Annotated in this window: 11 protein-coding genes; 3 read left to right on the forward strand and 8 right to left on the reverse strand. The window is 68.1% G+C overall.

Annotation, left to right across the window (positions count from 1 at the left end):
- Positions 1 to 18 precede the first annotated feature (18 nt).
- Positions 19 to 603 carry a sporulation delaying protein family toxin gene (locus ACZ4XD_RS21025; protein ID WP_468044146.1) on the reverse strand — a complete coding sequence of 195 codons (585 nt, stop codon included), beginning with the start codon at positions 601 to 603 and terminating at the stop codon, positions 19 to 21.
- A 635-nt stretch (positions 604 to 1,238) separates the two neighbouring features.
- Positions 1,239 to 1,574 (reverse strand): hypothetical protein, encoded by a 336-nt coding sequence (locus tag ACZ4XD_RS21030; protein ID WP_468044148.1) that lies wholly within the window; start codon positions 1,572 to 1,574, stop codon positions 1,239 to 1,241.
- A 299-nt stretch (positions 1,575 to 1,873) separates the two neighbouring features.
- Here ACZ4XD_RS21030 and ACZ4XD_RS21035 point away from each other — a divergent pair, with 299 nt between their 5' ends.
- Together ACZ4XD_RS21035 and ACZ4XD_RS21040 are read left to right on the forward strand one after the other, a co-directional pair.
- Positions 1,874 to 2,284, forward strand: coding sequence for a hypothetical protein (locus tag ACZ4XD_RS21035; RefSeq protein WP_468044150.1), 411 nt, complete (start codon positions 1,874 to 1,876; stop codon positions 2,282 to 2,284).
- A gap of 295 nt (positions 2,285 to 2,579) precedes the next feature.
- Entirely contained in the window at positions 2,580 to 3,056 is a 477-nt protein-coding gene (locus ACZ4XD_RS21040; RefSeq protein ID WP_468044152.1) for a hypothetical protein, read from the forward strand.
- Between the two features lie 262 nt (positions 3,057 to 3,318).
- Here ACZ4XD_RS21040 and ACZ4XD_RS21045 read toward each other — a convergent pair whose 3' ends face one another.
- The 4 genes from ACZ4XD_RS21045 to kdpB form a co-directional block, all read right to left on the reverse strand.
- Complete coding sequence (locus tag ACZ4XD_RS21045) at positions 3,319 to 4,677, reverse strand: hypothetical protein (protein WP_468044154.1); 1,359 nt, start codon at positions 4,675 to 4,677, stop codon at positions 3,319 to 3,321.
- Positions 4,674 to 5,735: a WXG100 family type VII secretion target gene (locus tag ACZ4XD_RS21050; RefSeq protein WP_468044156.1), complete on the reverse strand. Its 1,062-nt coding sequence runs from the start codon at positions 5,733 to 5,735 to the stop codon at positions 4,674 to 4,676. The genes ACZ4XD_RS21045 and ACZ4XD_RS21050 overlap by 4 nt, the downstream gene beginning before the upstream one ends.
- Positions 5,732 to 6,040 (reverse strand): hypothetical protein, encoded by a 309-nt coding sequence (locus tag ACZ4XD_RS21055; RefSeq protein WP_468044158.1) that lies wholly within the window; start codon positions 6,038 to 6,040, stop codon positions 5,732 to 5,734. Before ACZ4XD_RS21055 ends, ACZ4XD_RS21050 begins: the two co-directional genes overlap by 4 nt.
- A gap of 447 nt (positions 6,041 to 6,487) precedes the next feature.
- On the reverse strand, positions 6,488 to 8,665 hold the full coding sequence (gene kdpB / locus ACZ4XD_RS21060) for a potassium-transporting ATPase subunit KdpB (RefSeq protein WP_468044160.1): 2,178 nt from the start codon (positions 8,663 to 8,665) through the stop codon (positions 6,488 to 6,490).
- A gap of 374 nt (positions 8,666 to 9,039) precedes the next feature.
- On the opposite strand from kdpB, the gene ACZ4XD_RS21065 reads away from it, so the two are divergent.
- Positions 9,040 to 10,908: an NAD-binding protein gene (locus ACZ4XD_RS21065; RefSeq protein ID WP_468044162.1), complete on the forward strand. Its 1,869-nt coding sequence runs from the start codon at positions 9,040 to 9,042 to the stop codon at positions 10,906 to 10,908.
- A 51-nt stretch (positions 10,909 to 10,959) separates the two neighbouring features.
- Here the strand turns inward: ACZ4XD_RS21065 and ACZ4XD_RS21070 are convergent, their stop codons facing one another.
- Both ACZ4XD_RS21070 and ACZ4XD_RS21075 read right to left on the reverse strand, forming a co-directional pair.
- Positions 10,960 to 13,506 (reverse strand): DUF4118 domain-containing protein, encoded by a 2,547-nt coding sequence (locus ACZ4XD_RS21070; RefSeq protein ID WP_468044164.1) that lies wholly within the window; start codon positions 13,504 to 13,506, stop codon positions 10,960 to 10,962.
- Positions 13,507 to 13,556: 50 nt separating this feature from the next.
- Positions 13,557 to 14,240, reverse strand: coding sequence for a response regulator (locus tag ACZ4XD_RS21075; protein ID WP_468044166.1), 684 nt, complete (start codon positions 14,238 to 14,240; stop codon positions 13,557 to 13,559).
- Positions 14,241 to 14,373: the final 133 nt, after the last annotated feature.

Here is a 14,373-nt window from a genome sequence, read left to right on the forward strand (position 1 = left end):
CCCCTTGGCGGGACTGGTTCAGGCAGCCAGAGTCTTCGTTAGCAGGGCGATCTCCTGGTCCCTGGACAGGGAGCTGGAACCGCTCGGAGGCGCCGTCCAGAAGTGGACCGTGGTCACCGCGGCCTTCCACGCCTGCACATTCAAGGCGACCGACACGTTGCCCACACCGCCCAGGTTGACCGCGATGAGCACGTTGATTGCGAGCACCACAGTGGCGCACATCCCGGCACCTGTGCCGGCCTCAGCGACGGCGGCGGAGCTTTTCGTCGCGAGGGACTTCAGAATGCCAGCGGCCTCGGTGGCGGCGCTCTCCACCTTCCGCGGGTCTCCGGATCGGAGCTTGGCGGAGAAGCTGCTGAAGAACTGCGGGTGCTGCTTCTGAATGGTGTCGAGAAGCGACGCAGCGGCCTTCCGCTGCTCCGGGGTGCTGTTCTTCGTGCGGAGGGTAGCGATGTCGACGAACTTGCCGCTCTTTCCCAGCTCTTCTGCCACCCGTCCCTGCGCGAAGGCAAGGCCTTCGAACAGGGCGCGACCATCCTTCGCAGTACCGACGCTGGCTAATGTTTCCGCGGAATGTGTGTGCGGAGTGGTGGGTGTGGCCATGGCTCCCTGGATGGCGACACCGCTTACGGCGAGTGCGGTCACAGCAGCGATGGCGACACTTGTGCGTCTGAGCACGTGTAACTCCCTTGTAGCTGATTCGATGATTCCGTTTTATTGCTCACCGCGATCAGTGGTCACGGACAGAAATCACCGTACAGCGGGAGATCGAACGGAATCTCGAATTCCTCGGCGCGATAGAACTCTTGAGTCAATATCGGCCATTTTTGCCACTCGGGCATCAAAGATGCGCTAAAACCATAGCTGTTCGCATAAGTGATCAAATGTATTCGATGTCAGAAGCTGTACCGAGCGTCAGGGATGCAGCTCACGCCGGGCATCTCTCAGTCCCCGACCACCCCTTTCGGCGAGTGTGATCGCTGCAGCGATCACACTCACGTTGTGCAGGGGGGCGCATCCGGGTGGCTCGCCGCCAGCTGCAGATCATTGGCACTGTTGGCTACATCCGTCTCATCGCACGCACTTGGCCAATACACGTTGGTGCCGCATGACCTACGGGGGCACTGTGCCGTCAACGTCAACTGGTCTTTGGGCCTGCGCACATGAGGGGTCACTGCGGGGACAAGACGCACGACACTGGACACCAGCCTCAGTGCGCCCCAAGGTGTCTGCAGCTCCTACAGGCTCGGCCCCAACCCGGGGTCAGCGGGGTGGTTCGAGAAGGTCGACGGAGGAGTGTCCCGATTCGCCATCGACGAGTTGAAGGCGAATTCGGCTTGGGCAGCGAGGCCAAGGGGCTTGAGGCCCTCGGTATAAGAGGCGTGGACGATGCGGTCGAGACCTGCTCCGAGCAGGGGCGCTGCAGTTCGCAGCGACGCCTCCAGAACGATGCCTTGTGTCGCGCCGTCGTGGAGGATGATGTTGCGGGTGCGGTAGAGGCGTGGCATGGCAATACCGAATGCTTTCTTGACCTCGGCGAGCTGCTGGCGCGGGTCGGTGACGAGAGCGGCCATGCGGCGGGTTGGTCGGTGTGGCGGGTGTACGCCTTGGTCAGGCGAGGGCTGCGGCGCCGCCGGCGCGGAGGGCTTCGGCGACCAGGCGGGCGCGTTCTCGGTTGGTGGTGCAGGCGTCGATGGCGGGCGAGAGGTCGTCTGCCTGGGCGGGCCTGTGACGGAGAGGACGTGGAAGTCTGTCCGTGACCCGCGCAGTGGTGGATACCGCTTCGTTCCGAGTCCAAGCCGTAGGCCGGTCGAGTCGTGGGTGGGCGGCACGCGCCGGGCCCGGCATAGGTATATGAGAAAGAGAGCACGTCTTGGCAGCGATGGAGCCTGAAGACCGCTTCGCCCCGATCGACCACGACCTGCGGGTCTGCGGTCTGCGGCCGCGACTGGTCTTCACCGCCCCACCCGGAGAGGATCCGCAGCAGTGGCGGGGCCTGGTCGTCTCCGGAGCGCGCCTGGGACCTCTCGAATTCGAGCCCGAGCTGGCCGCCGAGCCCGGCGCGGCCGTGAAGACGCTGGCATTCCACACCCAGGCGTCCGTCCTCGAGAACCTGCAATTGATCGAGGGCGGCCGCGCCTGGCCGGCTTGTCAGGGCAAGCACCGCCATCCCATGGTCCTCGCCTCCGACAGCGAGGGAGCCTGGCCTTATTGGAAGTGCCCTACGGACCCTTCCTACCGCTGGCCGGTCGGGGAGCACCCCGGATCTGCGGATGCGGTGTGACGCAACCTTCCTCGACGCAACCTCGTTCGACACAACGGTCCTCCCCCGGACTGTTGTTGCCCGACGCTGTGTCGGCACCGGGGCCTTTACGGCTGCCCGCGACCGGGGGTGCCCGGTATGTCGAATTCTGCAAGGTCTACCCGATTCCGCAAGGCTGACCTCGTTGAGGGGCCCTGGTCTGGGTGAAATTCACCATTGCGCCTATATGGCCTTGCTGGTAGCGTCCCTCTCAAGATCAAAATAGAGCATATTGGGGGATGACTTCGTGAGTATACGAAGCAAGGGGACTTCTGCCGTGATTGCCTTCGCGATGACCAGCGCGATGTGCGGCATCGGCGCGCAAACGGCAAACGCAGCTTCGGTGGAAGGCGCAGGGGGTGCAGCAGTCGCGCGGGCTGTAACGGAAGCGCAGGCCCGCGCTGCTGGAGCTGATGAAATCTGCGCAGTTCTGGGGATTGGCAGTGGTGCGGCAGGCCTTTCCAAGGCGCTGGCCAAGGGGGCGTCGTGGGTAGGGATCGGCGCCAGCGTTGGGTGCTATGCGTACACGAAGGCGAAGAACGCTACGCCTGCGCAGAAGCGAGCAGCCATGATGAAGTCGTATCGGAACTACCAGGCGAAGAGTGATCTCGGAAAGCTTGACGCGCTCGGTTACTACTGCCGGAAAAAGGATGGCGGCGGTGGTGGCGGCGGCACCGACTTCGCCGCCCTTATCGGGTACCGGGATATCAAAATGAAGGGCGTTACCTACACGTGCACCAACATCCGGGACTGAAAGGTCGCCGCGGCCTGGGCCATGGAGAGCGATTCCTGTTCTCCATGGCGCTGGTCGTCGTGAGCTTGCTGTGGATCACACAAGACATGGCTCTATGGGCGACGGTAGTGTGTGGAGCCGGCGCAGTGGTGGGTGCGCTGGGGGCGCTCTACTTTGGATGGCGCTACATTCGCTCACGCGGGGACTCGCAATGAGGATTTCTCGGCGAAATGGTCTTCGCGAAGTGGGCTAGAGGTCGCTTACCGGCCCGGGCCGCCCTCCATCAGGCGCGCCGCAAGCTCCGCAGGTAGGCGTTGCGCCGACGGGCGATCAGCAGTAGACCGACGGTCGACCCGAGCACGGTGGTCGCCAAGCAGACACCCAAGGCCGTCCCGTTCCCGTAACCGATCCCGGCGGCGATGAGGCATACGGACAGGAAGCCGACGCCGAAGGCGATCAGGCCCGGTTTGTGGACGTGGGGCTGCCACAGGACGTACGGACCGGCCGCGCGGGTCGGTGCCGGGCTGGGGAGCGGCTGGGTGACCGGCTCGCCGGCCGGTGCACCCGCGAGCCGGTCCGGAATCGGTCCGTCGGGCGTTGCGCCAACGACGAACCGGCCGTCGTCGAGGACGAGCAGGGCAGGCTCCGACCATCCCGGCTGCCCGTCGGGCCTCGGCCTCCAATACAGCCATCCCGACTGGCTCTCCAGCACTTTCGCGAGAGGCACGGGGTCAAGGCAGCGGTCGATGTACAGGTGTCGGTCGCCGTTGGAGGCGGTCAGCCGGAGCGTGGGGTGGAGCCGGCGGTGGCGTTTCGACCCGTCGGTGTGTCCGGGGCGCGGGAAGTGCAGGCCCGAGCCTGCACCGGTGATGCGTACCCGCAACATGTGGGACCGGCACGCGATGAGGTCGGCGTTGAAGTGGCGCAGGGAGGTGCCCTCTCGCAGGGCGAGCGCGGCGTAGCCCGCGCAGGCGGCACCGGAGAGTGCCAGGAGCAGGATCTCCTGACCGGATGCCGTGCCGTCCTTGAGGGAACGCAGCTCGTCCTGGCTCGGACTCAGGATGGCGCCCGCCGCGGCGTTGCGGGGGGAGTGCAGGGCCCAGACCCCGTCACCCTCTCTGGGCGGCTTGGACGTGGTGACCTCCTCAGCGGTCAGCCGGGTGCCGTCGGTGCCCGGAACGGCTACGGAGACCGAGGAGTTGTAGTGGACGCCGCCGTGATTCTCCTGGGACCGGCTCGTGGAGTGGACGGCTTTGACGGTGAGCCGGGACAGTGCCGGACCGCTGTGGGTGATCTCGGTCAGCTTCGGGGTGGTGTCCACTGCGGAGAACCCCAGCATGGCCAGTGGCATGAACAGGACCCAGAGCGCGAGGCCGACCATGCCGCTACGCCGCGCCGGCCACCACCGTGTGCGCCCGGCTCGTTCCGGGCTGCGTGCGCGGCGCGGCTCTGTGCTCCCGGCGGGTTTCCGCGCCAGCCACCACCACAACGTGACGGCGCCGCCGGAGACCGATAGACAGGCCAGCAGATCCCAGCGCGGATACGGGGCCACCTTGCGCGCCAGCACACAGACCAGGAACGCGGCGACGCCCGCCCAGGCCACTGCCGAGGCGGACGCCACCGCGCGATCTCGTTCCCTCACCCGAAAACGTCCCTCACGCTTTTCTTGGCCGGGTCACCCGGGGCGACCGTGTCCTTGGATTCTTCCCCGGCATGGGTGAGCGCGTCCTTCAGCGGCTGCCCGGCCACCCCGCCGGCGCCGTAAACGGTGCCGTTGATGATGCCGTCGACCGAGAAATGCGGTCCTTCGCGGCCGGGTGGGAGGTGGGTGTTCGCGGCATGCACCGCGGCGCCACCGGCGGCGCCCGTGGCGCTGTTGACGAGGGCGTTACCGAGGAACTCGCCGCCGCTGACGTTCTCCCCCAGTGCGGTCCTGGCTCCGTCGACCGCCAGCCCGCCGGCGACGTTACCGACGCCTCCGCCGAGCACGGCTCCCCGCATTCCGCCGACGACTTTGCCGATACCGAGCGCGGGTCCGGTGCCGGCGAGTGAGGAGAGACCGCCCTGCCAGACCGCGTCGCCGAGGTCGGTCTCGTTGCCCATCAGGCTGTTCGCCATGACCGTGGAGCCGGTATTGCTCGCCCAGGTGACCAGGACGTTCTTCAGGAAGCGGTGTTCCTTCGCCAGGCGGGAGACGGTATTGAATGCCTGGCCGACCTTGCGCAGGATTGTGCCGAGGGTCTTTGCTAATTTGGCGGCTTTGGTCGCCAGTTGGGCGGCTCGGGCGGCCCCCGCGGCCGCCGAGAAGCCCATGGTCAGGAATGACAGGCCAACAGAGACACCGATGGAGATACCGATCTCCAGATAGATCTCGTGGATCTGACTGTTGATCTCCTCGATCGCGTCTGCGGCCTCATCGAGACTCTTTGCTGCCGCGGGCAATTGGGGCAAGGTTTTGCCCATCGCCGCGTCGAGGTTCTTCCAGTGTTCCGCAAACGCGTCCGCTGCGGGGCCCTGCCAGTGGGAGTCCAAGGTCCGCTGCACCTCGCGGTCCATGTCCTTGAACATGGTCTGGAGGTTATCGTGGAGGTCCCGCCAGCCTTTGGCGGCCGAGCGCAGAACGTCGGGTTCGCCTCCGGGGTTGATGATTTCCAGGCCGGCTTCGTAGACTTGCTCTGCTACGGACTCATCACCGCTCATGTGTGACGTCCCCGGTCGAAGCCGGCAGCCAGGGACTCGTCCGTCCCTGTGGCGTTGTGCTGGACCGTGCGCAGCCCCTCACCGATGTGGTCGAGGTGTGTCCGCAGGGCATGCAGCGACTCGACCATTTCGCGAGACATCTCGATGTAGGCGGACGTGACTTCCTCGGATTCCGTGAGTACACCGAACCCGTCATGAATCACCTCGGAGTCGGTCTTTGCCTGGAATTCTTTGAGGTAGCTCTCCAGGTCCGAACCGTACGTTTCGAAGCTTTTCGCCAGCTTCGAAAGTGCCGCCGCATCCACTAACGACTCACTTTTTGACATAAGTATCCCCCTACTGTTCCAAGGAATGGAAACATGCGGCGTTGGAAGGGCCGTGGCATGGGAGTCTAGAAGCGGGGTGATCTTTCGGGGAGGCGGCCATGGGTGTTCTTGTCGGAACCTTTATGGCGGCGGCGCCTGTGCCGGGTAGTCACGTCGAGCGCCTCTGTGCGCACCCGTCCAGCAGGCTTACGGCCGGAGCGATTTGTAGGGCGCCGGTCAGAGCCTCGGCCAGGGGGTTGCCGTCGAGGTCGCGCGTTCCTCGCGCGGGGTTGCTTGACCTCCGTGCGCACCTTCGGTCGGCTTGGTGACGTACCCCTTGCTTCGATGTGCAGCGCTGGCACGCAGTTGTCGGCCCGGGTGTGAGCGCGGTCCCGTCGAGGTCCTGTGACGCCGCGACAGGCGAGGGACCGGGAGCGGTGTCGGCGCTCAGCCGAGTCCCGGGATCTGCGAGATCAGCAGGTCGATGAGTTTGATGCCGATGAAGGGGGCGATCAGGCCGCCGTGCCCGTAGCGGGTGAGGTTGCGGCGCAGCAGCTCGTGGGCGGAGGCGGGGGTGTAGCGGACACCGCGCAGGGCGAGGGGGATCAGGGCGATAATGATGAGCGCGTTGAAGATGATGGCGGAGGTGATGGCGGAGGTCGGGCTGTGCAGGCCCATGATGTTGAGGTCGGCGAGGCCCGGGTAGGCGCCGGCGAACATGGCCGGGATGATCGCGAAGTACTTGGCGACGTCGTTGGTGATCGAGAAGGTGGTCAACGCGCCGCGGGTGATGAGGAGTTGCTTGCCGATCTCGACGATCTCGATGAGTTTGGTCGGGTTGGAGTCGAGGTCGACCATGTTCCCGGCTTCCTTGGCGGCCGAGGTTCCGGTGTTCATGGCGACACCGACGTCCGCCTGCGCCAGGGCGGGGGCGTCGTTGGTGCCGTCGCCGGTCATCGCGACCAGCTTGCCGCCCTCCTGCTCCTGGGCGATCAGTGCGAGCTTGTCCTCGGGGGTGGCTTCGGCGAGGTAGTCGTCGACGCCTGCTTCCTGGGCGATGGCCTTCGCGGTGAGTGAGTTGTCGCCGGTGATCATCACCGTACGGATGCCCATCCGGCGCAGCTCGGCGAAGCGTTCGCGGATACCGTCCTTGACGACATCCTTGAGGTGGATCACGCCGAGCACCCGCGCCCCGAACATGTCATGCATCGCGACCAGCAGCGGAGTGCCGCCAGATGCGGCGATTGCATCGGTGAACATGCGGGCCTCGGCAGGCACTTCACCTCCGTGCCCCTTCACCCACTCGATGACCTGGGCGGTCGCCCCTTTGCGGATTGCGCACCCGGCTCCGTCCGCCCAGCGCAGATCGACGCCGCTCATCCGGGTCTGCGCGCTGAAGTCGACGTACTCGGCGTGCCGGAGCTCGCCTTCGGCAGGCGCCCGCAGCCCGTAGGTGTTCTTGGCGAGGACGACGACGGAGCGGCCTTCGGGGGTCTCGTCGGCGAGTGAGGAGAGCTGGGCGGCGTCGGCGAGCTGGAGTTCGTCGGCGTTTGGGAGCGGGATGAAGGCGACGGCCTCGCGGTTGCCGAGGGTGATGGTGCCGGTCTTGTCGAGCAGCAGGGTGTTGATGTCTCCGGCGGCCTCGACCGCGCGGCCCGACATGGCCAGGACGTTGCGCTGGACGAGCCGGTCCATGCCGGCGATGCCGATCGCGGAGAGCAGTGCGCCGATTGTCGTCGGGATCAGGGTGACGAGGAGGGCGACGAGCACCGCCGTCGACGGCACCGCGCCGGCGTAGGAGGCCATCGGCTGCAAGGCCACCACGACGAGGACGAAGACGATGGTGAGCGCGGCGAGCAGAATGTGCAGCGCGATCTCGTTGGGGGTCCGCTGCCGGGTCGCCCCCTCGACCAGCGCGATCATCCGGTCCAGGAAGGACTGTCCGGGGCGGGATGTGATGCGTACGACGAGGCGGTCGGACAGCACGGTGGTTCCGCCGGTGACCCCGGAGCGGTCGCCACCGGATTCGCGGATGACGGGGGCCGATTCACCGGTGACCGCCGATTCGTCTACCGCGGCGACACCGTCGACCACATCGCCGTCCGCCGGGATCGCCTCGCCCGCCTCGACCAGTACGAAGTCGAAGGGCTGCAGGTCGGCAGCGGGTACGGTCTCGATCTCGGCCGTGCGGACGTCCATGCCTACCCGCCAGTTGTTGCGCAGGCGCCGGGCGGTGATGTCCGTACGCGCTTTGCGCAGCGAGGCGGCCTGGGCCTTGCCACGGCCCTCGGCGACCGCCTCGGCGAGGTTGGCGAAGATGACGGTCAGCCAGAGCCAACAGCTGATCAGCCATGTGAAGACGGACGGGTTGAGCAGTGCGGAGAGGGTGGTGAGGAGGGAGCCGCAGGCCACGACGAACAGTACGGGGTTGGTGGCCAGCGCCCGCGGGTGCAGCTTGCGCAGCGCCTCGGGGAGGGACGTCAGCAGCACCTTCGGGTCGAAGAGGCCGCCCGGCTTCCGTCGCCGCCGCCGGCCCCCGCCTTCCGGGGTGCCCCCGGGAGGGATGGAGACCGACCCGGTTGCGGAAGTCGTCGGCGCCGTCGGGGTGTGAGGGGCGAAAGACATGCGGAGGCTTTCTGGGAGTGTGGTCTGCTGCCGAGGGGGAGTGGCCGGTGGACGGGGCCGGGCAGGACGGTGGCGAGGCGCAGCCGACGGGCCCGGGCGCTGCCGCCTGGCGCATCCGTCGGCCGCGAGGGAATCTACGGTGTCGCAGAGCGGTACCGGCCCTGTTACGTACGGTATTTGCGGCTCTCTTACGTGCATCGGCAGACGGCGGGCACATCAGGGGCCGAGCCGGCCCGTTCCGGCGCGGTCGCCCATACGCAACCTTGACGCCGAACTGTTGTGCGGAGCGGAACCGTCAACTGCCCCTCGTCGCTCTTGACGATGTGATGTCAACTCTCCAGCTACGTATGCCTTTTGGGCAACGTTCGCAGCACATGGTGATCTGCGGGGACGACGGGCTCGCGCACCGGCTCGCGGTGACGCTGGATGCGGTGTGCGGTGAGACGGTCACGGTGGTGCTGCCCTCGCGCCGTGAGGGGCACGCGCCGGAGATCGCCGCGTTGCACCGCGATCCGCAGTCGCCGGTCGAGCTGCTGGTGGCCGCTCGGCCCGACGAGCAGACGCTGCGTGCCGCGGGGGTGGAGCGGGCTGCCGCGCTGGCCCTCACCTACCGCGACGACCAGGTCAATGTCACCGCCGCGCTGCTGGCCCGCACCCTCAATCCGACGATCCGCCTGGTCATCCGCATGTACAACCGTGAGCGCGGTCAGCACCTCGAACGCCTCCTGGACCGCGCCGTGTTGGCGTTAGACCGCCGGAGCGACGACATGGCGCTCGATACGTCCACCACCGTGCTGTCCGACACCGACACCGCGGTTCCCGAGCTGGTGGCTGCCGCTGCGGTCGGACAGGGACACACGCTCCAGGTGGAGGGCCAGGTCTTCCGCGGCGTGGTGCGCCCCGCCCGTACCCCGCCCCGCGCGGCCGACCTGGCCACGCTCGCCGTACTGTCCGGCGCCCATCAGGACGACCCGGCCAGTGAGGACAGCCCGGAGACCGCCGGCGAGGACGGCACGCAGCTGCTGCCCGACACGGTCACCTCCTATCACCGGCAGTTCACCCACGGCCGGCTGATGCTGGAGGAGGTCACCCTCCACCACTCGCCCGAAGCGTCGCCGCGCGACCGGCGCAGTTACGGCGCCTGGCTGCGCGACCGACTGGCGCATCTGCCGTGGAAGGTGTTCCTCTCCCGCGAGGTCATCGCCGTCTTCGGTGCCCTGGCCGCCATCGTGCTGGTACTGGCCGCCGCCACCGCGCTGGCCGAGCCCGGCCCGCTGTGGAAGTCGGTGTATCTGCCGCTGCTGGACATCTTCACCATGGGCGACCCGGCGACCGACGAGTCCCCGGCCCGCCGGGTGCTCCAGCTCATCGCCGGATTCGTGGGCCTGGCCGTACTGCCGCTCGTGGTGGCCGCCACCATGAACGCCACCGAAGCCTTCCGGAAAGCCTCCGTGGGACACCCTCCCGCCGACGACCTCACCGACCACATCGTGCTTGTCGGCCTCGGCAAGATCGGCACTCGCGTACTGGCCCAACTACGCACCACCGAACACCACGTGGTCGTCGTGGAACGCGATCCGCACGCCCGGGGCGTCGCCCTCGCCCGCGAACTCGGCGTACCCCTGCTGCTGGAGGACGCCGGAGCCGCCGGCGTCCTCGACAGAGCACGCATCCGCCAGAGCAAATCGCTTCTGGTGCTCACCCGCGACGACGGCGAGAACCTCGACATCGCGATGGCCGCGCGCGAGACCAATCCCCAGGTGCGAGTGGTGATGCGGCTCTACGACGACGACTTCGCCGCCACCGTCTCCCGTACGATGCGTGCCTCCTACCCCGACGCCACCACCCGCAGCCGCAGCGTCTCCGCCCTCGCCGCACCCTCCTTCGCCGCCGCCATGATGGGCCGGCACGTCCTGGGGATCATGCCGGTCGAGCGCGGCTCCCTCCTCTTCACCGCTGTCGATGTCGCCGGACACCCGGAGCTGGAGGGGCACTCCATCCACCGGGCGTTCCGCGAGAACGAATGGCGTGTGCTGGCCGTCGGCTCCGCCGTCGAGCACGCTTCGCCCGGCTCGACGGATACCTTCGGCGGCCTCCGCCTCGACCGTCCGGGTTTCGACTGGCGCCCCTCGCACGGCCGGATCCTGCGCGCCGGTGACCGTGTGGTCGTGGCGTCCACCCGGCGCGGCCTGGACTTCCTGATGACCGGTGTGCAGCCGCACTCGGCAGACCCGCGGAGGTGAGTGACGACCGGCTTCTCGTTCGGGTCCGTTGTCACGTACGCCCGGCCGCCGTCACGAAGTGACCGCAGCCGGAAGATCGGGACTGGCCGGCAGGTGACCGGCGGCGGTCGGGACCGTAAGGACCATGGTCATGCCGCCGCCGGGAGTGTCCTCGGCGTCGAGGGTGCCTCCGATGGCCTCCGCGAAGCCGCGGGCCACCGCCAGGCCGAGGCCGACGCCCGCGCCGCGCGGGGCGTCACCGTAGCGCTGGAAGGGCGCGAAGATGCGGTCCTTGGCGTCGTCGGGGACACCGGGGCCGCGGTCGGCCACCCGCACCTCGACGCGGTCACCGAGCGTGCTGGCGGACACGAGTACGGGCTTGCCGTCGGGGCTGTACTTCACCGCGTTCTCGACGATGTTGGCGACCGAGCGCTCCAGCAGACCCGGGTCGACGGCGACCATCGGGAGCTCCTCGGGGATGTCGAGGATGACGCTGTCCTCCGGGACGCCGCCGAGGGCCATCGGCACGACCTCGTCGAGGTCGATCTCGCGGATCAGTGGTGTGACGGTGCCGGTCTGGAGCCGGGACATGTCCAGGAGGTTGCCGACCAGTTGGTCGAGCCGGTCGGCGCCTTCCTCGATGCCCGCGAGGAGTTCGGCCTGGTCCTCCTCGGACCATTCGACGTCGTCGGAGCGCAGGGAGGTGACGGAGGCCTTGATGCCGGCCAGGGGGGTGCGCAGGTCGTGGCTGACGGCCGCGAGCAGGGCGGTGCGGATGCGGTTGCCCTCGGCCAGCTTGCGGGCGTGGTCGGCCTGGGACTGGAGGCGCTGGCGGTCGAGGACGACGGCGGCCTGCGCCGCGAAGGCCGCCAGGACGCGGCGGTCCTCGGCGGGCAGAACCCGGCCCGAGAGCGCGAGCGCCAGGTGGTCGCCGACGGGCATGTCGACGTCCGCGTCCTCGGGGCGAACCGGCGCACTGATGTCTCCGACACTGCCCGTGCAGGTCCAGGGGGCCGTCTCGCTCTCCCGCTCCAGAAGTGCCACGGCGTCCATCGTGAACGTCTCGCGCACCCGCTCCAGGAGGGCGTCCAGGGTGGTCTCACCGCGCAGCACGCTGCCCGCCAGGAACGACAGGATCTCCGACTCGGCGCGCAGGCGGGCCGCTTGATGGGTGCGCCGGGCAGCGAGGTCGACAACGGACGCGACTGAGATCGCCACCAGCACGAAGATGGCGAGTGCGAGGATGTTCTTCGGATCCGCGATGGTGAGGCGATGCACGGGTGGCGTGAAGAACCAGTTGAGCAGCAAGGAGCCGACCAGGGCTGAGCCAAGCGCCGGCAGGAATCCGCCGAGCAGCGCCGCCGTCACCGTCAGCATCAGGAACAACAGCATGTCGTTGGCGAGCCCGAGGCTGGGCTCGACGTACAACAGCAGCAGTGTCAGCAGTGCCGGTGCCACCGAGCCGACCAGCCAGCTCCAGATGATCCGGGACCGCCCCAGCCGCGCGCGGCGTGCGACGGGCAGCCCGCGTCCCTTGGCGACCTCTTCGTGCGTGACGATGTGGACGTCGAGGTCCGGTCCGGAGTCGCGGGCGACGGTCGCGCCCACGCCGGGGCCGAAGATGTACTGCCACGCCTTGCGGCGGGAGGACCCCAGCACGATCTGGGTGGCGTTCACACCCCGGGCGAATTCCAGCAGGGCGGAGGGGAGGTCCTCGCCCATGACGTGGTGGAAGGTGCCGCCCAGATCCTCGATCAGGGTGCGCTGGACGGCGAGCTCCTTGGGCGAGCCGGCGGTCAGCCCGTCGCTGCGGGCGATGTAGACGGCGAGCACTTCGCCGCCGGCGCCCTTCTCGGCGAGGCGGGCGGCGCGGCGGATGAGCGTACGGCCCTCGCTGCCGCCCGTCAGCCCGACGACGATGCGCTCGCGGGAGCCCCAGATCGTCGAGACCTGGTGCTCGCTCCGGTACTCCTGGAGGTACTCGTCGACCCGGTCGGCCACCCACAGCAGCGCCAGCTCGCGCAGCGCGGTGAGGTTGCCGGGCCGGAAGTAGTTAGACAGCGCCGCGTCGACCTTGTTGGGCTGGTAGATGTTGCCGTGCGCCATACGGCGACGCAGCGCATGGGGTGACATGTCGACCAGCTCGATCTGGTCGGCGCGGCGCACCACCTCGTCGGGGACGGTCTCCTTCTGCCGGATCCCGGTGATCGACTCGACGATGTCACCGAGGGATTCCAGGTGCTGGATGTTGCAGGTGGAGACGACATGGATGCCCGCGGCGAGCAGCTCCTCGACGTCCTGCCAGCGTTTGGCGTTGCGGGAGCCAGGGATGTTGGTGTGCGGAAGCTCGTCGACGAGGGCGACGGCTGGGGCGCGCTCCAGGACGGCGTCGACGTCCATCTCGGTGAAGCGGCTGCCGCGGTACTCCAGCTCCATGCGCGGAATCTGTTCCAGGCCGTGCAGCATCACCTCGGTGCGCGGCCGGTCGTGGTGCTCGACGAAGGCGACCACGCAGTCCGTGCCGCGCTCGATACGGCGGTGTGCCTCCGACAGCATCGCGTACGTCTTGCCGACGCCCGGTGCCGCGCCGAGGTATATCCGAAGCTTGCCGCGTGCCACGTGGTCCCGCTCTCCGTGTCGTTCTTGTTCAGGGGCTCAAGCCCGCGCAGTCAGGGGTCGAAGCGGTAGCCCATGCCTGGCGCGGTGGAGAAGTGCCTGGGGTGTGCCGGGTCGGCTTCCAGTTTGCGCCTCAGCTGTGCCATGTAGACGCGAAGATAATGGGTCTGCGTGCTGTGGGAGGGCCCCCATACCTCCGCCAGCAGCTGCCGCTGGCTGACCAGCCGCCCGCTGTTGCGAAGCAGGACCTCCAGCAGATGCCACTCGGTCGGGGTGAGCCGGACGTCGTGTCCCTCGCGCCGGGCCCTCTTGGCGGCAAGGTCGAGTGTGAAGTCCTCCGTCACGATCACGTCGGGCTCGCCGGACGGCATCGCAGTATCGATTCTGCGCGCTGCGGCGCGCAACCGGGCCAGCAGCTCGTCCATGCTGAACGGCTTGGTGATGTAGTCGTCGGCACCCGCGTCGAGCGCGGCGACCTTCTCGTCGGAGGTCCGGCGGGCGGAGACCACCAGGATCGACGCCCTGCTCCACCTCCGGAGCTCCTTGATCACGTCGAGGCCGTCCATGTCCGGCAGGCCGAGGTCCAGCAGCACGACGTCTGGTGAACGCGCGGCTGCCAGCCGCAAGGCGCCTGCTCCGTCGGGTGCGGTGTCCACGTCGTAGCTGCGCGCCTTCAGGTTGATCTCAAGAGCCCGTACGAGCGGTGGTTCATCCTCGACCACCAGCACCCGGGTCATCGCTGTCACCTTTCTGTCGGTCGTCCGGGAGGACCGAGGTGGGGGGGGGGGGGGGGGGGGGGGGGGGGGGGGGGGGGGGGGGGGGGGGCGGTGGGGGGGGGGGGGGCGGGGGTTGTGTCGTGTTGGGCTGTGC

This window comes from Streptomyces sp. NPDC029466 (genome assembly GCF_055574515.1).